Origin of the sequence: Rhodococcus sp. 05-2254-5 (genome assembly GCF_002258575.1) — a bacterium.
Classification (GTDB): domain Bacteria; phylum Actinomycetota; class Actinomycetes; order Mycobacteriales; family Mycobacteriaceae; genus Rhodococcoides; species Rhodococcoides fascians.
Map to the genome: position 1 here is coordinate 341,629 of NZ_NOZG01000029.1, position 21,378 is coordinate 363,006.

Genomic DNA, 21,378 nt, shown 5'->3' on the forward strand with positions numbered 1-21,378 from the left:
GAGTGCTTTAGCTGGTGGTCTTCTTGGCCGGAGCCTTCTTGGCAGCCGGTGCCGGTGCGGTCTTCTTGGCGGCCGGTGCTGGTGCCGTCTTCTTGGCCGGTGCCGGAGCAGCCTTCTTGATCGGTGCGTCGGCGGTGCCGCGGGTCTTGGATTCGACCTTGCCCGCCACGCCGCTCACCTTGTCGGACGCCTCGACGGCCTTGTCCTTGGCTTCGTCGCCGGCTTCGTCGATGTTCTCGGCGAGCTCGTCGGCGGCCTCGGAGATCTCGTCGGCACCTTCACGAACCTTGTCCGACGCGATGCCGGCCAGAGCTGCGGCGCGCTCGCCGACCGCGCGGGTCTGCGATGCGACAGTTCCGAGAGCGTGCTCGGTGAGGTCGACGACGTCGTTGGCGGCGGAGTTGGCCCGCTCGAGGCCTTCTTCGACTGCCGGGGTGCGGCGGATGCGCTCGACGGTCTCTTCGCCGCGCTCGGCGAGCGAGGTGTACAGGTCGGACGCGACCTTGAGGTACGCCTCGGCTACCTTGCGAAGCTCGTCCGGGGTGAAGCGCTCGCGGAGCTCGGCGATCTCGTCGGGCAGCTCTGCGGGCAGGTTCGTCAGGCGCTCGCGGAGCGACTCGACGCCCTCGGTGACCTCGTCGGAGAGGTCTGCGATGCGAGCGTTGACCTCGCTGGTCCGGCTCTCGGCGCGCGAGCGCACCTGTGCCACGACGTCTGCGACGGCCTGGACGACTGCGTCGCCGGCACCGACAGCTGCGTAAATCGGAGTCTTGACGTTCTCGAAGTTCTTGGAATCAGACATCTGGTGTCTCCTGTTCGTCGGTTTCGGGCTCTTGCGTCGACTCGTTCTCACGACAGAACGAGTCGTAGATCTCGATCAGCACTTGCTTCTGCCGTTCGGTGATGTGCTCATCGCCGAGCAGAGCTTCGCGCACCGGACCGTGGGGACGCGCTTCCAAGATCCCGGCCCGGACGTACAGCACCTCGGAGGAGACGCGCAGACCCTTGGCTATCTGCGCAAGCACTTCTGCGGACGGATTGCGTAGTCCGCGTTCGATCTGGCTCAGATACGGGTTGCTCACTCCGGCCCTGCTCGCTAGCTGCCGCATGGATACCTGTGCGGCTTCTCGCTGGGACCGGATGTAGCTTCCGATGTCCTGGGCTGCAGTCGTGACGACTGCGGCGACAAGGTCTCCGGCCTCGGCGACCACCTGCGTCGCCTCGGTCGCTTTGGCGACCAGATCCCCCTCGTTCTCGGCCATCTCGGCCTCCTGGTTTCGGTGTCCTACTGGACGGTACCGAAGGGTGCTAACTATTGCAAGCACTCTGCTAGCACTAGTGTCCGAAGATCAGATCGGAGACGGTGTAGATCGCCAGGCCTGCGATGGAACCGACGACGGTGCCGTTGATCCGGATGAACTGCAGGTCTCGTCCGACCTGCAGTTCGATCTTCCTGCTTGCTTCCTCGGCGTCCCAGCGCGCGACGGTGTCGCCGATGATCGTCGTGATCTCGTCTGCGTAGTTGGCAGCGATGTAACGGGCCCCACCGAGCAGCCATCCGTCGGCCTTTCCGCGCAATTCGTCGTCGTCGCGCAGTCGAATGCCGAAGTTGGCCGTGTTCTCCTTGATCTTGTTGCGCAAAGTACTCGTCGGATCGTCCACCGACTCGGTGATCAGACGCTTGGCCACCTTCCACGTCGACGCGGCGAGCCCGGTGATCTCCTCGCGGCCCATGATCTGTGCCTTGAGCTTCTCGGCCTTCTCGATGGTGGCCGGATCGTTCTGCAGATCGTTGGCGTAGTCGACGAGGAACTTGTTCGCCGCCAGGCGCACCTCGTGTTCGGGATTGGAGCGGATCTTCCACGTGAACTCGACGAGTTCCTTGTAGACCTTCTCCCCCAGCAGTGTGTCGACGAACTTCGGCGACCAGTTGGGCGAGTCCCGGGCGACGACACGATCGATCATTTCCTGGCTGCCCAGTGCCCACTGATGAGCGCGCTCGGCCAGCATGTCGATCAGCGGCAGCTGACGATTCTCGCGAAGCAGCTCGTCGAGGATGCGGCCGATCGGCGGCCCCCATTGCGGATCGGCCAGTCGGCGCACGATGGTGCTGTCGATGACGGCGGTGATGTCCTCGTCGTTGAGCACGTCGACCACGCCGTGCAGCACCGTTGCCGCCTCGGCCGCCACCCGTTCCGCATTGTCGGGTTGGGCGAGCCAGGTGCCGAGTCGCAACGGCACCTGGGCCGACGCGACCTTCTCCGAGACGACCTCGGGCGCGAGGAAGTTGCTACCGACGAACGAGCTCAGGCTGGCACCGAGCTGGTCCTTCTTCTTCTTGATCAGGGCCGTGTGCGGAATCGGAATGCCCAGCGGATGCTTGAACAGGGCCGTCACTGCGAACCAGTCCGCCAGCGCGCCCACCATGCCCGCCTCCGACGCCGCTCGGACGTACCCCACCCATGCCCCGGCCCCGGTGGATTCCTGCCAGCGGCAGAAGAGATAGACGATCGAGGCGAAGACGAGGAATCCCGTCGCGACGGTTTTCATCTTGCGGAGGTCGCGACGCTTTGTCTCGTCGTCGAAGTTCATGAGCTGCACACCCGACATTGTGCCCAGAATCGCAACCGATCAACCGGGCACGGCCCCCTCCTGTGTCGTACCCGACGCATAAGGTGGGTGACGTGGTGAAAAATAGTGCGGCGGCAGCCTCGGAGGACGCCCCCGAGGCGGACGCGGACAAGCCCAAGATCGAGAAGCCGGACGGCCGCAAGCGTCGATGGCGAGAGCACAAGATTGCCCGACGCGAGGAGCTCGTCGACGGTACGTTGGCCGCGATCCGGCTGCGTGGTCGCGAAATCGGGATGGACGAGATCGCGTCGGAGATCGGTATCTCGAAGACGGTGCTCTATCGGTATTTCACCGACAAGAACGATCTGACCAGCGCGACGATGTCCCGGTACGTCGAAACCACCCTCGCGCCGCGCATCTACTCCGCGATCTCCCACGAGCTCGACGAGTACGAGCTGACCCGGGTGGTGGTGACCGCCTACGTCGAGACGGTGGCCACCGATCCCGAGGTGTACCTCTACGTGATGGCCAACAACGCCGGCAACAACCGGGACGTGGTGGCCGAGTCCGAGCGCATGATCGCCGAACTCCTCTCCACCGTGCTGGGTGAGCGACTGCGCCAACGCGAGATGGATTCGGGCGGCTCGGTGCCGTGGGCGTTCGCCATCGTCGGCGCAGTCCAGTTGGCCACGCACTGGTGGATCTCGAACAAGTCCATGTCCGCCGACGACCTGATCGACTACCTCTGCATGATGATGTGGGGCGGCATCCACGGCGTGGCCATGGCCGACGGCTCACCGGCCAAGTTCAAGTCGCAGCCGCATCCTCTGGTGGACGACGAGCCGGGTAAGTCCTAGCGCTCGTCGTATTCGTCGTCGAGCGGAACTTCGGTGCGTTGTTCGATGACGTCCGTGGCGTCGGCCTCGACGGGGAGATCGCCCGCATCCGGCTCGTCCGGTTCGTCAGCGATCGGCAGATTCTGCTCGACGCGATCCTCGGTCGGAGATTCGATCGGTGATTCGCTCATGTGTCCATTCGTACCACTGCCGCGCACACGGTTCTCGTTTGAAACTCGATCGCGCCGGTAATCCGAACGAGCATGAACAACGAAACATTGTCCGGACGCCGCATTGCCGTTCTCGCCACCGACGGTGTCGAGCAGGTCGAATTGGTGCAGCCCCGTGAAGCCGTCGAAAATGCCGGTGGCACAGTCACATTGGTTTCGCTCGATCACGGCGACATCCAAGCCATGAACAGCGACGTGAACGCAGGCGACACGTTCAGTGTCGACAAGATCGCGGGTGAGGTATCGGTCGACGACTTCGACGCGTTGATCCTGCCCGGCGGCACCACGAATCCCGATCAATTGCGCGTGGATGCGGACGCCGTGGAGTTCGTGCGTGCGTTCGTTCAGGCGCGCAAACGGGTCGGAGTCATCTGCCACGGCGCGTGGACGTTGGCCGAAGCAGACGTACTGAAAGGCCGCACGCTGACGTCCTACCCGAGCATTCGGACCGACCTTCGTAACGCCGGTGCGACTGTCGTCGACGAGGAAGTGGTCGTGGACAGCAACCTGGTGTCGAGCCGCAACCCCGACGACCTGCCGGCCTTCTGCGCGAAGATCGTGGAGCACTTCCGCGCTTGATAGGTTAGCGTGCCCTATGCGCATTTCTCGATCTCTGGCCCTGCCTGCGGCAGCCGTGGCCCTCGCTCTGACCCTGACCGCGTGCGGATCCGATAGTTCCGACGGCGGCGACTCGGCCGACTCGGCTGCTGCGGGCACGGTAGTCACCGACATGTTCGGGGAGGTCGAGGTGCCGGCCGATCCCCAGCGAGTAGTTGCGCTCGGCTGGTCCGACGCCGAAACCGCACTGGCTCTCGGCGTGCAGCCCGTCGGAGCCAGTGACTGGCTCGGCGTCGGAGGCAACGGCCTCGGCCCTTGGGTCACCGAAAAGTACGACACCGACCCGACGATCCTGGCCACCTACGACATCGACGTCGAATCGGTCGCCGCCCTGGCACCGGACCTGATCCTGTGGACCAGGAGCACCAACGACAAGGCCGTGTACGACCAGCTGTCCGACATCGCCCCCACTGTCGCGGCCCCTCCGGGAACCGACGTCGCCTACGGCACCACATGGGACGGGCAGACCGAGATCGTCGCCGAGGCACTCGGAAAAGTCGACGAAGGCAAGAAGCTGATCGACGACACCAAGACCCAATTCGCCGAGACCGTGGCTGCCAACCCGGAATTCGCCGGCAAGTCCGTCGCCGTCGGCACGCTGTACAGCGGCCAGAGCGGGGCCTACGTACGCGGCGACACCCGAGTCGACTTCCTCGAAGCACTCGGACTGACGAACGCCCCGGCCATCCAGGACCTCGCCCAACCCGGGAAGTTCAGCGTCGACCTCTCCGAGGAGAACATCGCGAACCTCGACGCCGACCTGACGGTCATGTTCCCCATCGGCAGCGGACCCGAGGTCATCACCGAGAACCCGCTCATCCAGGGACTCCCGTCGGCCCGCGACGGACGCCTCGTCGTGCTCGGTGACACCGACCTGTCCAACGCATTCTCGGCCGCCTCGGTCGCGGGAACCCGATACGCACTCGACAACGCAGTGCCACTGTTCGCAGCACCACTGAAGGCTTAGCTCACCCCCTCCTGGGCGGACTTGTCACACTCTCCCGGGCGGGCTTGTGACATTCTTCCCGGGGGCTTGTCACACTCTCCCGGGCGGGAAGCCACCCGCGGCGATCGGGCCCCAGGTGTCGATCGTGATGCGGATCAACGACTTTCCCTGCTTCACCATCGCCGCGCGGTACTCGTCCCAGTCCGAGTGCTCGCCGGCGATGCTGCGGAAGTACTCCACCAGAGGCTCGACGGCGTCGGGGAGATCGATGATCTCGGCCGTCCCGTCGACCTGGACGTAGTCGCCGTTCCAGTCGTCGCTGTGCACCAACACGGTGACGGCCGGCGTGCGGCGGATGTTGTGCACCTTGGCGCGCTCGGGGTAGGTGGCGATGACGATGCGGCCTTCCGAGTCCACGCCTGCGGACACCGGGGAGACCTGCAGACTGTCGTCGCGCTTACGCGTGATCAGGGTGTGGTGGTGCCGCGGAGATACGAATTCGAGCAGTTGTTCACGCGACACAGTCTCGGCTTTTGCGATGGTAGGGGCCATGAATCCCATGGTAGAGAAGTAGTCTTCCGCCTATGGCCGACAAGTCGAAACTGTGGACGCTCTCTCCCGTCGATGTGCTGCGCGCCAGTGCCTCTCCTCGGGTGGAGGACATCGATTTCACCGCCACTCCGGGGTTCGACGGCGCGAAAGCACACGGCAACGACGTCCTCGAGCAGCGCGGTGCGGTCCTTACGGCGCTCCAGGAAAAGCTCTATGCCCACGGGCGCGCAGGCGGCACCAAGTCGGTTCTGCTCGTGCTGCAGGGCATGGACACTGCGGGCAAGGGCGGCATGGTCAAGCACGTCATCGGGATGGTCGATCCGCAGGGCGTCGACCTCGCGTCGTTCGGGGTGCCGACCCAGGAGGAGAAGCAACACCACTACCTGTGGCGCATCCGCAAAGCTCTTCCGCGCGCAGGCCGAATCGGGGTGTTCGATCGGTCCCATTACGAGGACGTTCTCGTCGTCGCGGTCCACGACCTCGTGCCACGGCAGGTGTGGGAGAAGCGATTCGACGAGATCAACGCTTTCGAGAAGGAGTTGGTCGACGAGGACACGGTCGTCGTCAAGGTGGCCTTGTTCGTCTCGGCCGACGAACAGAAGAAGCGACTGCAGGAGCGGCTGGATCGACCCGAGAAGCACTGGAAGTACAACCCGGGCGACGTCACCGAGCGTGGTTTCCTGCCGCAGTACCGGACGGCGTATCAGCGGGTTCTCGATCGCACGGATACCGACCACGCACCGTGGTATGTCGTCCCGTCCGACCGCAAGTGGTACAGCAGACTGGCCGTCACGGAAATTCTCATCGACGCGCTCGAAAAGCTCGATCTCGATTGGCCCGCAGCCGATTTCGATGTCGAATACGAGAAGCAGCGACTCGCCGAGAGCTGAACCCCCGTCGAAGGCGAGAATGGTCCATCGACCCCCGTCTGGGCAGGTCAATGGACCATTCACGCGTCCAAGGAGACAGTTACAGCGTGGCTGCGTCGATCACGAAGCGGTAGCGCACGTCGGACTTGACGACGCGGTCGTATGCCTCGTTGATCTTCTCGGCCGGAATGACCTCGATCTCGGCACCGATGTGGTGCTCGGCGCAGAAGTCCAGCATTTCCTGGGTCTCGGCAATGCCGCCGACCATGGAACCGGCGAACGAGCGACGGTTGGCCAGCAGGTTGAATGCAGGCACCTCGAGGGGCTTCTCGGGAACACCGAGCTCGACGAGGGTTCCGTTGCGGGCCAGCAGTCCCAGGTACTTGCCCATGGGCAGGTTGGCCGAGACGGTGTTGAGAATCAGGTCGAACTTGCCCTGCAGATCCTTGAGCGCGGTGGTGTCCTTGGTGGCGTAGTACTCGTCGGCACCGTAGGCCTTGCCGTCTGCTTCTTTCGCATCCGTCTGGCTCAGCACGGTGACGTGCGCGCCCATGGCGTGAGCGATCTTGACGCCGATGTGTCCGAGGCCGCCCATTCCGATGATGGCGACCTTCTTGTCGGGGCCGGCTCCCCAGTGCTTGAGGGGCGAGTACAGCGTGATGCCTGCGCACAGCAGCGGCGCTGCGACGTCGAGTTCGACGCCTTCCGGGATTCCGAGGACGAACTTCTCGGTGACGACGATCTGGGTGGAGTAGCCGCCGTTGGTGAATTCACCCTCGTAGGTGGTGGAGTTGTACGTCTGGACGACGCCCTTGGTGCAGTACTGCTCGTCGCCGTCGAGACATGCCTCGCACTTGCCGCAGGAGTCGACGAAGCAGCCGACGCCCACGCGGTCGCCGACCTTGCGGGTGGTCACCTCGGAGCCGACCTCGGCCACGATGCCGGCGATCTCGTGTCCGGGAACGACGGGGTACGTGGTGCCGCCCCACTCGTTTCGGGCGGTGTGGATGTCGGAGTGGCAGATCCCCGCGAACTTGACGTCGATGAGGATGTCGTGCGGTCCGACTGCGCGTCGCTCGATCGTCGCCTTCTCGAGCGGAGCGTCCGGAGCGGTGGCCTGGTAAGCGGTAGCTGAAGTCATGTCTACATTGCTACCTACGCATCTGTGTAAGCGCAACACAGCTACCGCTGCGACCAGGCTATTCCTGCTCCGAACGAGTCGTTCGCAACAGTAACGTCAGCTGTTCTTGGCGATATTGACGCCGAGCCATCCAACATACGCTGCCAGACCGACCAGTCCGATCTTGCGGGTCTTGGGGTACGCGATCGCCACGCCGACGGCCAGTTCTGTGGCCCCGTTACGACTGATCCAGGTTCGAGTGTCCTTGGGGAACGGAAGCTTGGTGATTCCCTCGAAGGCCTCCGGCACGACGAAATGGGCCGCGCCTGTAGCGGCCAACCCGATTCCGAATGCCTTGGGCACCAGACCGTTCGACTTCTTGGACTTGCTCACTGACATGCTCCCTGGGATCGATGGATTTGCACCGGCAGACCGACAATAGCGCTCGGCAGGCCGCTGCGCGGCGACCCGCCCGAGACGCCCACTACTTTGCTACGCGGCCGTTCTCGTAGCGGTAGAACCCGGCCCCGGTCTTCTTGCCCGTCTGCCCCGCCTCGACCATGCGCAGCAACAACGGCGGTGCCGCGAACAGCGGCTCGTCGAATTCCGAATACATGGAGTCGGCAATGGACTTGACGGTGTCGAGACCTACGAGATCCGCGAGCGCGAGCGGTCCCATCGGGTGCGCCAAACCCAGAACCGTCGCTTTGTCGACGTCTTCCTTGGTGGCGAATCCCGACTCGACCATGCGGATCGCCGAGAGCAGATACGGAACGAGAAGTGCGTTGACGACGAAGCCCGAGCGATCCGCGGATCTCACCACCTGCTTGCCGAGAACATCTCCGGCGAAGGCTTCGGCGCGGTCGGCCACCGCATCGGACGTTGTGCTCGTGGTGACCAGCTCGACGAGCGGCAATACCGGAACCGGATTGAAGAAATGAAGTCCGACGACGCGTTGCGGTGCCGTGGTGGCCGACGCGAGCGTCGTGATCGGAATGGACGAGGTGTTGGACGCGAGCACGGCATTCGCGTCGGACACCACCGCGTCGAGTTCTGCGAATATTGCCGCCTTGATCTCTTCGTCCTCGAGGACTGCTTCGACGACGAGTTGGCGGTCTGCGAAGTCCCCGAGGTCGCAGGTGAACCGCAACCGGGAGGCGGCGTGTTCTCGTTCGCGCTCGGTGATCTTGCCGCTGCTCACTCCGCGGTCCAGTGATTGCAGGATGCGGCTGCGGCCGGCCGTCGCCAGTTCGCGAGTCTGTTCGTAGACCGCCACGTCGACGTGCGCGCGGGCGCAGACCTCTGCGATTCCCGCACCCATCTGTCCGGCTCCGACGATCCCCACCCTCTCCACCGTCACAGCAAACTCCTAGCGAATAATGTTGCAGCACAACAGCTTAAAGCGAGATGAGGGTAACCCTTCCGGGGTACGCCCAGAACCCAGGCGATACAAATCAGGCGGCCCGCAGCGAAACGCTGGGGCCGCCTGACTAGTGCGCTGAAGATCCGGGGAGGCGGGCTAGCTCAGTGGAACTGGCCTTCTTCGGTGGAGCCCTTCAGTGCTGCCGTCGAGGTGTTGGGGTCGACGGTGGTGGCGATGCGGTCGAAGTAGCCCGCGCCGACCTCACGCTGGTGCTTGATGGCGGTGAAGCCACGCTCTTCGGCAGCCTTGAACTCGCGCTCCTGCAGATCGACGAACGCTGTCATGCCTTCGCGGGCGTAGCCGTGTGCCAGGTCGAACATGCCGTAGTTGAGCGAGTGGAAGCCTGCGAGGGTGATGAACTGGAACTTGAAGCCCATGGCACCGAGTTCCTTCTGGAACTTCGCGATGGTGGCGTCGTCCAGGTGTGCCTTCCAGTTGAACGAAGGCGAGCAGTTGTAGGCGAGCAGCTGGTCCGGGAATTCGCTGCGAACCGACTCGGAGAACTTCTTGGCGACCTCGAGGTCCGGGACGCCGGTCTCCATCCAGATGAGGTCTGCGTACGGTGCGTAGGCCTTGGCGCGAGCGATGCAGGGCTCGATGCCGTTCTTGACGCCGAAGAAGCCTTCTGCGGTGCGGGTTCCGTCGAGGAACTCGCGGTCACGCTCGTCGACGTCGGAGGTGATCAGCGTGGCTGCCTCGGCGTCGGTGCGGGCGATGATGACCGAGGGGACGTCGGCGACGTCCGAGGCCAGACGGGCGGAGGTCAGGGTGCGGATGTGCTGCTGGGTGGGGATGAGCACCTTGCCACCGAGGTGGCCGCACTTCTTCTCCGACGCGAGCTGGTCTTCCCAGTGCACGCCGGCAGCGCCGGCCACGATCATGGCCTTCTGCAGCTCGTATGCGTTCAGTGCGCCACCGAAGCCTGCTTCGGCGTCGGCCACGATGGGTGCAACCCAGTTCTTGACGGACGTGTCGCCCTCGATCTTGGCGATCTCGTCGGCGCGCAGGAGTGCGTTGTTGATGCGACGGACGACCGACGGAACCGAGTTGGCCGGGTAGAGGCTCTGGTCCGGGTAGGTGTGGCCAGAGAGGTTGGCGTCGCCGGCGACCTGCCAGCCGGAAAGGTAGATCGCCTGGAGGCCGGCGCGAATCTGCTGCACGGCCTGGTTGCCGGTGAGGGCACCGAGCGAGTTGATGTAGTCCTCGTTGTTGACGAGATCCCACAGGATCTCGCTGCCGCGGCGAGCGAGTGTGGCTTCTTCGACCACAGTGCCCTGGAGGTCGGAGACCTGCTGCGCGGTGAAGTTACGGGTGACGCCCTTCCAGCGCGGGTTGGTGTCCCAATCCTGCTGAATCTCGGCGGTGGTCTTCGGGGTGCCGGTGGTCGACATCGGAGCTCCAGTCTCTTCTCTGCTTCTCGGCCTGCCGCGAGACGAATCTTCACATCGTTGCCAGGCCCTTCTGGTGTACTCCAAAACAATGGCACACCCGAAAACAGGCGTCTACCAGTTGTTAGTGCCAATCTTGGCTAGCTTTCCAGAGCCCTTTGCTAAGTCTGCGAATTTTTGGGGCTCGCATACCTCGCTGATCGGGCGGCGTGGTTACTCGTCGGTAGCGACGAATCCCCAGTTGGTGAACGGAATGAACAAAATTCTTTACGGGACGCTTGTACGGTTTGAATCGGGCGTCTGAATCGAGTCAGAAAAGAGCCTGGTAGTGATGGACGTCACACTCGTCTCGTCTCACGATGTGGACGGTGCACAAGTTGCTCCACTCGCAATCTGTATTTGGAGAATCCCCCGTGCGAGTGCGTCGAGTGGAGCAGGAATTGCACCATCCACAAGCATTCCGCCATGCACAGGCCATTCCATTTCCCCAGGTCGACCGATCAACGCCCCACAACGACGCACCGATGCTGCAGCCATGACACACCACAACCCCGCAGGCTCCACCCCCACCACCTTGGGGGACCTCGTCGCCGGAGGGATTCACCCCACCACCATCTCGCGTCGCTTCACGCGCGTCCTGCCGACGGTCCGTATGCGCGGAGAGCCGTCGACGATGGACCGTTGTAGGGCGATCACGCTGTGGCGACCCGACGCCGTCCTCAGTCATCGATCGGCCGCGTACCTGCGCGGCTGGACCACCGAACCGACAATGCTCGACGCCACCGTCCCCCGAACTGCGCGGCTGAGACCTCCGTCTTGGCTTCGGCTGCACCGTCGCGACATGGACTCCACGCTCGTCGACGAGGTCGCGGCGCTGCCCTGCACCATCTCTGCGCAGACGATGCTCGATTGCCTGGCGCTACTCCCCCGCCCCGATGCCGAGTTGCTGATCGACGAGCGCCTGAAGTTCGGAATGGACCCGGCTTCGCTGCTCTGCCTACTCGACCGCTACCCGGGTCGGCACGGGAACGTCGAGCTGGCTCGTCAGGTGCGGCTCGCGGTATCGAGATTTGCGTCGGAGCCCGAGCGCGCCCTGGGCCGCGCAGTGCATCGACTCGGCCTGCGCCTGGAGATGAACGCTGCAGTCGGTCCGTTCGTGTGTGATTTCGTCGACCGCCGCAGCCGAACGATCGTCGAAGTCGACGGTCGCGAATTCCACAGTGCAGCAGCCGTATTCAGCAAGGATCGCCGACGACAGAACGCGCTGATCCTCGATGGCTGGTTGGTGCTGCGCTACTCGGCGTTCGATGTGCTCACCGCGCCTGACGACGTGGCTGCCGAAATCGCGTCGGTTGTCAGGCGGCGCCGGGCATCGCGGCGATGACTGCACACAATGCTCCACTCACTGGGCCGCACACGAGATTCATCGCGCCTGTCCCGGGAAGTGGAGCATCAGTTGCAGAGAAGGCTCAGATGCGAACGCCGGTGCGCTCGTCGCTGGAGGCCACTACTCGCGAGGTGACCGGTGCCCGGCGCGATGCGATGACTCCCAACGCACCCATGGCGGCGATCACGAGTCCGCCGACGATGGCGAACAGGTCCGCGGCCAGCAATCCGGAGGGGAAGACCATCAACGCGGGCGAGACGGCAAGCAACACACCGAGGCCGACGTGAGTCCAGTGGCTCTGTCTGGACGCGGATCCGATTGCCCAGAGCGCCGACGATGCCGCGAGGATGCCGAGCACCAGGATGGCTCCGGTGACTTCTTGGTCGCCCTGGACGGGAAGCCAGACGGTGGAGGCGACCAGAACGGCCCCGGTGACGAAGACGACGACGTCCCTGACGATTTCCGATGTGCGCTGACGATTGGACATGACCGCTCCTCGAGGTGCGTGATGAATAGCTCGTATATCGGTATACGCCTTTACTTCGGCTAATGTTCCCGACGGTCACCGAATCGTGACCCAGCAGCTAGTTGCGAACGGTGTTAAGGCAATTCTTCGCAGGCGTAGCCTGGCAACCGTGTCCAAGACTTTCGTCGGCGTTCGCCTTCGGCAGCTCCGCAGCGAACGCAGCATGAGCCAGGTATCTCTGGCGCAGAAGCTCAGCATCTCGGCCAGCTATCTCAACCAGATCGAGCACGACGTACGCCCGTTGACGGTTCCGGTACTGCTGCGCATCTCGGAGGTCTTCGGCGTCGACACCTCGTTCTTCTCCTCCGAGGACGACACCAGGTTGGTTGCCGAGTTGCGCGAGGTCGCACTCGATCAGGACATGGGCATCGACGCAGATCCGCACGAGATCGCGCAGATGGTCAGCTCGCACCCACAGCTGGCTCGGGCAATGGTCAATATGCATCGCCGATACCGCAATACGACGGCTCAGCTGTTGGCAGCGACCGAGGAACGATTCTCCGACGGCAGTGGCAGCGGCTCCATCAGCAAGCCGCACGAAGAGGTGCGCGACTACTTCTATCAACGACAGAACTATCTGCACGAATTGGATACCGCCGCAGAGGCATTGACATCGCGGATCCGGTTCCATCGCGCCGACGTGGGCGGTGAGATCGCGAAGCGGTTGCGCACGGTGCACGACGTGCAGATCGTCAATCGCATCGACCTCGGTGAGAACGTGCTGCATCGGTTCGACCCGCAGACGCGGGTGTTGGAGATTTCTCCTCACCTCTCCGGCGGGCAGAAGGTGTTCAAGTTCGCCGCCGAGCTCGCGTATCTCGAATGCGGTGATCTGTTGAACAAGATGGCCGACGAGGGAAACTTCACGAGCGAGGCGTCGAAGAAACTGGCGGTGCTCGGGTTCGCCAACTATTTCGCGGCCGCGACGGTGTTGCCGTATCACCAGTTCCACGACGTCGCCGAGGATTTCCGATACGACATCGAGCGGCTGTCGGCCTTCTTCTCGGTGAGTTACGAGACCATCTGCCACCGACTGTCCACGCTGCAGCGCCCCGAGATGCGCGGTGTTCCGTTCTCGTTCGTCCGAGTCGATCGCGCCGGCAACATGTCGAAACGACAGTCCGCCACCGGCTTTCACTTCTCCTCCAGCGGCGGCACGTGCCCTCTGTGGAACGTGTACGAGACGTTCGCGTATCCCGGCAAGATCATGACGCAGATCGCCGAGATGCCCGACGGCCGCAACTACCTGTGGATCGCGCGGACGGTGGAACGCCGCGCCGCTCGATACGGGCAGCCCGGCAAGACTTTTGCCATCGGCCTCGGTTGCGAACTGCGCCATGCCGGACGGCTCGTCTATGCCGATGGACTGGACGTGCAGGGCTCGGCGGTCGCAACTCCGATCGGAGCGGGTTGCCGGGTCTGCGAACGCTCGAACTGCCCGCAGCGTGCGTTTCCGCCGCTCGGCAAGGATCTCGACATAGACGAGCACCGAAGCTCGGTGTCCCCGTACCTCGTTCGCTGAGTAGAAAGAGAATTTCCATGACCCGAATCGGCGTTGTACTCCGGCCCGAGATCGCACCGGAGGCGCTGGTCGACGCGGCTCGCGCAGCCGATGCCGCGGGCGTCGACGAGGTCTGGCTGTGGGAAGACTGCTTCTTCTCCGGCGGGCTGTCCACTGCTGCACTGATTCTCGCGAGCACCGATCGCGTGAACGTCGGCATCGGGGTGTTGCCCACTCCGATGCGGAACGTCGCGTCGACGGCCATGGAGATCGCGACCGTCGCTCGGGTCCATCCGGGCCGGCTCCGCGTGGGGCTCGGCCACGGCGTCCAGTCGTGGATGGGCCAGATCGGCGCGCGAGTGCAGTCTCCGCTGACGTTGCTCGACGAGCAGATGACGGCGCTCACCGCGCTGTTGGCGGGCGAGAGCGTCACCGTGCAGGGTCGGTACGTCTCGCTCGACAATGTGCAGCTCGATTGGCCTCCGCTGCAGGCACCTCCACTGCTCGTCGGGGCGACAGGCCCGAAAACCCTTGCTCTGAGCGGCCGCAGGAGTGTCGGCACCATTCTCACGAGCGAGACGGACCCGGATCAGCTGCGGACTGCCGTCGGGCATATCGCCGCGGGGCCGGGGCACGACATCGTCGTCTATGTCGCCGTCGGATCCGATTCCGATGCCGCCATGAGCAATCTGCAGCGCTGGATCGATGCCGGCGCTACCACTGTCGTACTCGAACCGACTGCAGAACAACCGGATCCGACCCCACTGTTCGCGCACACCGCGTCCTTGACGACGGAGTTCGGAGCCCGGTAACCAGCAATCTCACCGAAAAGTCTGACACTAGCGCTCCCGCAGATACCGTCCCGCGTCGGCGAATGCGCGTGCTCGACGCGTCAGCGTGGGTGGCGCAGCGGGTTCGCCTCGCCACAGGCGGTAGAGCGTGCTCATGCTGAGGATGAGTCGCTCCGGCGAATCCCAGTGCGCGTAATGGCCGAATTCGGGTGATTTGAGCAGGTTCAGGGCGGCCTCGGTGGAGCCGAGGCCCGCGTCGAAGCACGCTCGTCCGGCCTCGCCGACCCAGGTCCAGTAGCTGCGCACGGCGCGTATTTCGTCGGTGCCGCACAGGGGGCCGTGGCCGGGAACGTACACGTCGGCGTCGAGTTCGAGGAGGTGGTCGAGGGCGTCGATCCAGTTTTGCAGCGGGCCGTGCCACAGCACCGGGGTGGCGTCGATGAAGAGCAGGTCGCCCGCGAACACGACCCCCACGTCCGGGAGGTGAGCGATGAGATCGCCTTCGGTGTGCGCCGGACCGAGGTAGCGCAGGTGAACCAGTCGTCCTGCGACATCGATGGTTTCGGTGGTTTCGAAGGTGTGATCAGGCAGCCGGGGCAGCGCCGACGGAAACAGCGCATCGCCGCGAACACGGTCCATGTAGGAGCCCATCGCACCGATCGGTCCCGGCACCCAGCCGACTGCCTTGCCGAAGGACGCGAATGCGGATACACCCTTCGGCGGAGTCTCCTCCTTCATCGCGTGCAGCGACGCCGCACTGGTGGTGATGCGTGCGGAGGCGGGCACGCTGTCGTTACCCCACCAGTGATCACCGTCCGAATGCGTGTTGAGGACCTCGGTGATCGGTGCGGCGGCAACCAACTCGGCCGTGTCGGCGGCAACCCTCTCGGCCCAGTTCACGTCCCAGACGGTGTCGATCAGCATCGACGCCGAACCGGGTGCCACGACGAGCCCGGTGTTGGTTTGCCCCCAACTGCCCGGCGGACGCATGAAGGCCCAGGTATCGTCGGCGATCTGCTGGTATCCCACCTCGGTGTTTCGCACTGCCACAGGCTATCCGCTGAGCATCTCCTGCAGTCCACCATTCCACTGGCGCTCCGGAAAACATCGACCCAATACCTCCAGCATGATGGGAACAGCGGTGGAGGCGCCGGGCGATGCGCCGAGCACGGCGGCGATGGAGCCGTCCCGCGACGCGATCACCTCCGTGCCGAAACGCAATTGCCCGTTCACGACGATCTGGGCGCGCTGTCCGGCGGGGACCACGGACCAGTCCGACGGGTCGGCATTCGGTACGAATTGGCGCAACGCAGCGATCTTCTTGGCTCGGGTGGCCGTCAATTCCGACAGCAGCAGACCTATCAACGGCGTGTTGTTGCCTGCCATCGACAGCAGTGACCCGATGTTGTGCCGGTCGATCGACGTCGGGAAGTCGAGCCACGATCCATGTTTCAGAAACCGAGGATTCGCGCCGGCGTACGGTCCGAAAAGTATGGACCGCCGCCCGTCGACGATGCGGGTGTCGAGATGGGGCACCGACATCGGAGGCGCTCCGATGGGCGGAGTTCCATAGACCTTCGCGTCGTGTCTGTCGACCACCTCGGGCCGATCACAACGCAAGAACTGCCCGCTGATCGGTAGTAGTCCGTAACCGCGGGCCTCGGGAATCCCTGCTGTGCGCAACAGCTTCAGAGCCCAGCCACCGGCACCGACGAACACGAAGCGCGCGCGCTCGATCGATCGGCCACCGCGCACTCGCAGGGACCAGGATCCGTCCCGTTCCTGACTCATCCCGGTCACCTCCCGCCCGGTCTCCACGCGCGCACCACGTCCACTCATGTCCCCCAGCAACTGCCGCGTCAGTGCACCGAAGTCGACGTCGGTTCCGGTCGCATCTCGGGTGGCGGCCCAGTCGCCTGTTCGTCCCGCCGACACCAGCGGTGCCCACTCGTCCAGTACCGCAGCATCTTCGGTGTACTCCATGGCTCGAAACAGCGGATGCGCGGTCAACGCTCGATGCCTGGCCTGCAGCGATCGAACGTTTTCCGCCCCCTGCACCAGGGTCATGTGCGGCACCGAACGTACGAAGCTGGTGTCGGCCAGCGTCGACCAGAAGCGTCGCGTCACGGCGAACTGCTCGGCGATCGCGACGGCCCGGTCGATATCGACGGAGCCGTCGACTCTCTCCGTCGTGTAGTTGGTTTCGCACAGGCCGGCGTGGCCGGTCCCGGCATTGTTCCACCCGTCGGAGGCTTCCATCGCTACCTCGGGCAATCGTTCGAGGACCCGAATCGACCAGGTCGGCTCCACACGTTGCAGCAGCGTGCCGAGCGTCGCGCTCATCACCCCACCGCCGACGAGGATGACGTCATCCATCGCGCACCCCTCTCTCGTACTAAGTACAAGTCACGCTAACACCGACTCGTACGCCTGTATAGTTCTGCCGGTGCCTCGCTTGACCAGGACTGCCGTCGTCGACGCCGCGCTCGAAGTCGCGTACCGACGCGGACTCGATTCGCTCACCATCCGCAAGATCGCCACCGAACTCGGTGTCTCTCCCATGGCGATCTACTGGCATGTGAAGAACAAGGACGAACTAGTCGACGCCATGGGCGACCGCGTCTGCCAGGATCTCGACATCACCGTCGATCCCACGGCGACGTGGTGGCAGCAACTGCGCACCGTGCTCGAGGACTTCATGCGCGCCTTGCGCGCACATCCCGGAGCAGCGACCATCGTCGTTCCACGAATGCTGTTCTCCCCCAACAGCAGAGCGGCGATGGAGCTCAGCCTGAAACTCCTCGGCGAGGCCGGTTTCTCCCTGTACGACGCCACCCAGCTGGCCCGTCACGGCGTTCGAGTCGCCATTTCGTTGATCACGGAGCCGCTGTTCACGGGTGTCGAAGTCGAGCCGGAGCGTCGGGCACACGTCGAACACGAGGTGGCGAAAACGATGGACTCCCTCCATCCCGACGAGTTTCCCAATATCCTCGCCGCAGCCTCGCATCTGAGCGACGTCAGCGCGCGGACGGCGTTCGAGAAGCTCGGGCTGGACACCTACATCGCCGGTGTCAGGGCCCTGGCCGAGGAGACTGACGTTTCGTCCTGATTACTCGCATCGTCGTGTACATCTTGTCGGGTGGCAAAGTCTCGTCCGCGGGTGCAGGCTTTGCAGAACCGAAATAGTCGACGCTAGGGGTTGTGATGACGGTGCCTGTCCTGCAGAACTACATCGACGGGGCATTCGTGACGCCCTCCGGTACCGAGATGCTCGATGTCGTCAGTCCGGTGGACGAGTCGGTGGTCGCCCGAGCCCCGATTTCCGATGCTGCCGATGTCGACGCCGCAATGTCGGCTGCCGCCAAAGCTTTCGAGACCTGGGGCAAGACGACTCCGAGTGAGCGGCAGAAAGTACTGCTGAAGCTCGCCGATGCCATCGAGGCCCACAGCGACGAGATCGTCGAGGCGCAGAGTCGCAATACCGGTCAGCCGAAGGCCACCATCGCCGCCGAGGAAGTCACCGTCGGAGCAGATCAGATTCGGTTCTTCGCCGGGGCTGCACGGATGCTCGAAGGCAAGTCGGCCGGCGAGTACATGGACGGGTTCACCTCGTACGTACGCCGCGAGCCGATCGGCGTCGTGGGGCAGGTGACGCCGTGGAACTACCCGTTCATGATGGCGATCTGGAAGATCGGGCCTGCGCTCGCGGCCGGCAACACCGTCGTCCTCAAGCCGAGCGACACCACCCCCGAGAGCACCCTGGTGCTGGCGAAATTGTCGAAGGGCATCGTCCCCGACGGCGTGCTGAACATCGTGCTCGGCAACGGCGGCACCGGTGCCGCCATCGTCGAGCACAAGACGCCCGGCCTGGTCTCGATCACCGGTTCGGTGCGGGCAGGCATCGCCGTCGCCGTCGCCGCTGCCAAGCAGCTCAAGCGCGCGCACCTCGAACTGGGCGGCAAGGCACCGGCCATCGTGTTCGACGACGTCGACATCACCAAGGCCGCCGACGGCATTGCCGAGGCCGCGTTCTTCAACGCCGGCCAGGACTGCACGGCGGTCACTCGCGTGTTGGTTCACGAGTCGGTACACGACTCGCTCGTCGACGCACTCGTCGCCAAGGCGAAGACACTGAAGGTCGGATTGCCCGACGACCCCGACACCTTCCTCGGCCCGCTGAACAACGTCAACCACTTCGGTCAGGTCAGCTCCAAGGTCGACGGTATCGGCGCGCACGCCACCATCGTCACCGGTGGAAAGCGCATGGGCGACAAGGGATTCTTCTACGAGCCCACGATCATCACGGGCGTGCAGCAGTCCGATCCCATCGTGCAGGAGGAGACGTTCGGCCCAGTGCTGACGGTGCAGAAGTTCTCCGACGAGGCAGAGGCGATCGAACTTGCCAACGACGTCGACTTCGGTCTCGCGTCGAGCGTCTGGACGTCCGATCATGCTCGCACGCTTCGCATTTCGGCGGCTCTCGACTTCGGTGCAGTCTGGGTCAACTGCCACATCCCGTTGGTGGCCGAGATGCCGCACGGTGGCTTCAAGTACTCCGGTTACGGCAAGGACCTCTCGGCCTACGGCGTGGATGATTACACCCGCATCAAGCACGTGATGAGCTCGACGGAGACCATCGCATGACATTCCATCCCCTGGACCCACTCTCGAGCGACGAATTCTCTACCGTCGCCGAGGTTCTGGGCCGGGAGCACAGTGTCGGCGACGGGTGGCGATTCGCCTCGATCGAGATGATCGAACCGTCCAAGTCCGAGGTCGCCGCATTCGATGCGGACGGTACCGTCCCCGCCCGTCGCGCAGTCTCCGTGGTGTTGAACCGCGCCGAGAACAGCACGTTCAAGGCCGTGGTGTCACTGGACAACAGGAGCACCGAATCCTGGACCCACATCCCGGACGTGCAGCCCAACTTCACCGTCGACGAGTGGGAGGAGGCCGACGCGGCTCTGCGTGCACACCCCGATGTGATTGCCGCGCTTGCCGATCGCGGGATCACCGATCTCGATCTGGTGTTCATGGACACCTGGACGTACGGCGAGGCGGTGACGCCCGAGAAGTACAAGGGTCGACGCCTGGGCTGGTCGGACACGTGGGTCAAAGCCGCAGAGGGTGCCAATCCGTACGCGGGGCCGGTGGGCGGCTTCCACTGCGTCATCGACGCCAACACGATGGAACTGCTCGAAATCGAGGACACCTACCGCGTCGAGCGGCCGGAGATCATGGGCGAGTATGTACCCCGCCATATTCCGGAGCGCATCCGCAACGCCAGCAGCCGTCCGCCGCTGAAGCCACTCGAGATCACCCAGCCGGACGGCCCGTCGTTCGAGCTGGACGGCAACAAGCTGACGTGGCAGAACTGGTCGCTGCGCGTGGGTTTCAACTACCGCGAGGGCATGACGCTGCACGCCGTCACCTACGTCGACAACGGGAACGTGCGATCCGTCGCGAACCGAATGTCGTTCGCGGAGATGATCGTTCCATATCGTGACCACACCGAGGATCACTATCGGCGCACTGCATTCGACATCGGCGAGTGGGGCCTGGGCTTCATGACCACCTCGCTCGAGCTCGGCTGCGACTGCCTCGGTGAGATCCGGTACCTCGATGCCGTGCTGCACAACAGCAAAGGCGAGCCGTACACGATCACCAACGCGATCTGCATCCACGAGGAAGACAACGCGGTGCTGTGGAAGCACGTCGATCACGACGCCGGGGCAGAGGTGCGTCGGATGCGCCGTCTCACCGTCAGCTTCCACGCCACCGTCGCCAACTACGAGTATCTCGTCTACTGGCGCTTCTATCAGGACGGCAACATCGAGTGCGAGGTGCGCGCCACCGGCATCATGGTCGTCACCCACTTCGAGGAGGGCGGCACCCATCCGTCGGGCACGCTGATCGACAATCGCACGTATGCGCCGTACCACCAGCACTTCCTGGTCGCCCGGCTCGATCTGGACATCGACGGCACCGAGAACACCGTCTATTCCAGCCAGACCCAAATGGTGCCGATGGGTCCCGACAATCCGTACGGCCTGGCCCTGACGCAAGTGAACACCCCGCTCACCACCGAGTCCGAGGGCAAGCAGGACTACGACTGGAACACGCAGAAGGCGTGGAAGGTGGTCAACGACAACGTCACCAACGGTCTCGGCACCCGGCCCGCGTACAAGTTGGTGCCCGGCTCGGCGATTCCGGCGATGTTCGATCCGGCGTCGCCGATCTTCCAGCGTTCCCAGGTGATCGGTCACACCGTGTGGGTCACCCCCAATTCGCCCGACGAGCGTTGGCCCAGTGGCGAGTTCGTCAATCAGAGTGGCGTCGACCATGGCCTCCCCGAGTGGACCGAGAAGAACCGTTCGATCGAGAACACCGATGTGGTGGTCTGGTACACCTTCGGCATCCATCACATCACCAGGCCCGAGGACTGGCCGGTGATGCCGTCCGACACCGTCTCGTTCTGGCTCAAGCCTTTCGGCTTCTTCGACCGCAACCCCTCGCTCGACGTCGCACCATCGGAGCCGAAGCACTGCCACACCGATCCCGGCAGCACCTGTCACTGACTGGCGCGACCCGACGGCAGCCAGGACCGACAACACAGCGAA

The 21,378-nt window shown here is 64.1% G+C and carries 22 protein-coding genes; 10 read left to right on the top strand and 12 right to left on the bottom strand.

Translation table 11 applies throughout. From position 1 onward, the window contains the following. Positions 1-7 precede the first annotated feature (7 nt). From CH278_RS21070 to CH278_RS21080, 3 genes are all read right to left on the bottom strand, one after another. Positions 8-802 (bottom strand): heparin-binding hemagglutinin, encoded by a 795-nt coding sequence (locus CH278_RS21070; RefSeq protein ID WP_032390624.1) that lies wholly within the window; start codon positions 800-802, stop codon positions 8-10. Beyond that, a complete protein-coding gene (locus CH278_RS21075; protein WP_027498394.1) occupies positions 795-1,262 on the bottom strand; it encodes a helix-turn-helix domain-containing protein in 468 nt (155 codons plus the stop codon). Before CH278_RS21075 ends, CH278_RS21070 begins: the two co-directional genes overlap by 8 nt. A gap of 73 nt (positions 1,263-1,335) precedes the next feature. Beyond that, positions 1,336-2,610, bottom strand: a complete 1,275-nt coding sequence (locus tag CH278_RS21080; RefSeq protein WP_027498395.1) for a DUF445 domain-containing protein — start codon at positions 2,608-2,610, stop codon at positions 1,336-1,338. A gap of 140 nt (positions 2,611-2,750) precedes the next feature. On the opposite strand from CH278_RS21080, the gene CH278_RS21085 reads away from it, so the two are divergent. After that, the gene (locus CH278_RS21085) at positions 2,751-3,428 is read left to right on the top strand and encodes a TetR/AcrR family transcriptional regulator (protein ID WP_228139367.1); all 678 of its coding nucleotides are present in this window, start codon (positions 2,751-2,753) and stop codon (positions 3,426-3,428) included. Here the strand turns inward: CH278_RS21085 and CH278_RS27680 are convergent. Further along, entirely contained in the window at positions 3,425-3,598 is a 174-nt protein-coding gene (locus tag CH278_RS27680; RefSeq protein WP_167326064.1) for a hypothetical protein, read from the bottom strand. The genes CH278_RS21085 and CH278_RS27680 overlap by 4 nt on opposite strands. A 72-nt stretch (positions 3,599-3,670) precedes the next feature. Between CH278_RS27680 and CH278_RS21090 the strand changes: the two genes are divergently transcribed. Both CH278_RS21090 and CH278_RS21095 read left to right on the top strand, forming a co-directional pair. Further along, positions 3,671-4,216, top strand: a complete 546-nt coding sequence (locus tag CH278_RS21090) for a type 1 glutamine amidotransferase domain-containing protein (protein WP_179274501.1) — start codon at positions 3,671-3,673, stop codon at positions 4,214-4,216. A 16-nt stretch (positions 4,217-4,232) separates the two neighbouring features. Beyond that, positions 4,233-5,222, top strand: a complete 990-nt coding sequence (locus CH278_RS21095) for an iron-siderophore ABC transporter substrate-binding protein (RefSeq protein ID WP_094622757.1) — start codon at positions 4,233-4,235, stop codon at positions 5,220-5,222. Between the two features lie 69 nt (positions 5,223-5,291). Here the strand turns inward: CH278_RS21095 and CH278_RS21100 are convergent, their stop codons facing one another. Further along, complete coding sequence (locus CH278_RS21100) at positions 5,292-5,753, bottom strand: PPOX class F420-dependent oxidoreductase (RefSeq protein ID WP_094622934.1); 462 nt, start codon at positions 5,751-5,753, stop codon at positions 5,292-5,294. A gap of 32 nt (positions 5,754-5,785) precedes the next feature. Between CH278_RS21100 and CH278_RS21105 the strand changes: the two genes are divergently transcribed. Then, the gene (locus CH278_RS21105) at positions 5,786-6,643 is read left to right on the top strand and encodes a PPK2 family polyphosphate kinase (protein ID WP_094622758.1); all 858 of its coding nucleotides are present in this window, start codon (positions 5,786-5,788) and stop codon (positions 6,641-6,643) included. A gap of 79 nt (positions 6,644-6,722) precedes the next feature. On the opposite strand, the gene CH278_RS21110 is transcribed toward CH278_RS21105, so the two are convergent. The 4 genes from CH278_RS21110 to aceA all read right to left on the bottom strand — a co-directional run bounded on the left by CH278_RS21110 (position 6,723) and on the right by aceA (position 10,556). After that, entirely contained in the window at positions 6,723-7,763 is a 1,041-nt protein-coding gene (locus tag CH278_RS21110) for an NAD(P)-dependent alcohol dehydrogenase (protein WP_027498401.1), read from the bottom strand. Between the two features lie 96 nt (positions 7,764-7,859). After that, the gene (locus tag CH278_RS21115) at positions 7,860-8,135 is read right to left on the bottom strand and encodes a hypothetical protein (protein WP_027498402.1); all 276 of its coding nucleotides are present in this window, start codon (positions 8,133-8,135) and stop codon (positions 7,860-7,862) included. 91 nt (positions 8,136-8,226) lie between these two features. Beyond that, complete coding sequence (locus CH278_RS21120; protein WP_032373732.1) at positions 8,227-9,102, bottom strand: 3-hydroxybutyryl-CoA dehydrogenase; 876 nt, start codon at positions 9,100-9,102, stop codon at positions 8,227-8,229. A 164-nt stretch (positions 9,103-9,266) separates the two neighbouring features. Beyond that, positions 9,267-10,556, bottom strand: coding sequence for an isocitrate lyase (aceA, locus tag CH278_RS21125; RefSeq protein ID WP_027498404.1), 1,290 nt, complete (start codon positions 10,554-10,556; stop codon positions 9,267-9,269). Between the two features lie 532 nt (positions 10,557-11,088). Between aceA and CH278_RS21130 the strand changes: the two genes are divergently transcribed. After that, positions 11,089-11,937, top strand: a complete 849-nt coding sequence (locus tag CH278_RS21130; RefSeq protein WP_179274500.1) for a DUF559 domain-containing protein — start codon at positions 11,089-11,091, stop codon at positions 11,935-11,937. A gap of 85 nt (positions 11,938-12,022) precedes the next feature. Here the strand turns inward: CH278_RS21130 and CH278_RS21135 are convergent, their stop codons facing one another. Continuing rightward, on the bottom strand, positions 12,023-12,427 hold the full coding sequence (locus CH278_RS21135) for an SPW repeat domain-containing protein (RefSeq protein ID WP_027498406.1): 405 nt from the start codon (positions 12,425-12,427) through the stop codon (positions 12,023-12,025). 148 nt (positions 12,428-12,575) lie between these two features. On the opposite strand from CH278_RS21135, the gene ramB reads away from it, so the two are divergent. Both ramB and CH278_RS21145 read left to right on the top strand, forming a co-directional pair. Continuing rightward, positions 12,576-13,988 (top strand): acetate metabolism transcriptional regulator RamB, encoded by a 1,413-nt coding sequence (gene ramB, locus CH278_RS21140; RefSeq protein ID WP_094622760.1) that lies wholly within the window; start codon positions 12,576-12,578, stop codon positions 13,986-13,988. A gap of 17 nt (positions 13,989-14,005) precedes the next feature. Next, on the top strand, positions 14,006-14,779 hold the full coding sequence (locus CH278_RS21145) for an LLM class flavin-dependent oxidoreductase (RefSeq protein WP_094622761.1): 774 nt from the start codon (positions 14,006-14,008) through the stop codon (positions 14,777-14,779). A gap of 27 nt (positions 14,780-14,806) precedes the next feature. On the opposite strand, the gene CH278_RS21150 is transcribed toward CH278_RS21145, so the two are convergent. Together CH278_RS21150 and mqo are read right to left on the bottom strand one after the other, a co-directional pair. Continuing rightward, positions 14,807-15,802, bottom strand: a complete 996-nt coding sequence (locus tag CH278_RS21150; protein ID WP_256991889.1) for an MBL fold metallo-hydrolase — start codon at positions 15,800-15,802, stop codon at positions 14,807-14,809. Between the two features lie 9 nt (positions 15,803-15,811). After that, entirely contained in the window at positions 15,812-17,134 is a 1,323-nt protein-coding gene (mqo, locus tag CH278_RS21155) for a malate dehydrogenase (quinone) (protein WP_094622762.1), read from the bottom strand. A 70-nt stretch (positions 17,135-17,204) separates the two neighbouring features. Between mqo and CH278_RS27230 the strand changes: the two genes are divergently transcribed. The 3 genes from CH278_RS27230 (at position 17,205) to CH278_RS21175 (ending at position 21,336) form a co-directional block, all read left to right on the top strand. Beyond that, positions 17,205-17,867, top strand: a complete 663-nt coding sequence (locus CH278_RS27230; protein WP_179274499.1) for a TetR family transcriptional regulator — start codon at positions 17,205-17,207, stop codon at positions 17,865-17,867. 95 nt (positions 17,868-17,962) lie between these two features. Beyond that, positions 17,963-19,402: a gamma-aminobutyraldehyde dehydrogenase gene (locus tag CH278_RS21170; protein WP_032389032.1), complete on the top strand. Its 1,440-nt coding sequence runs from the start codon at positions 17,963-17,965 to the stop codon at positions 19,400-19,402. Next, positions 19,399-21,336 (top strand): primary-amine oxidase, encoded by a 1,938-nt coding sequence (locus tag CH278_RS21175; RefSeq protein ID WP_094622764.1) that lies wholly within the window; start codon positions 19,399-19,401, stop codon positions 21,334-21,336. Before CH278_RS21170 ends, CH278_RS21175 begins: the two co-directional genes overlap by 4 nt. Positions 21,337-21,378 lie beyond the last annotated feature (42 nt).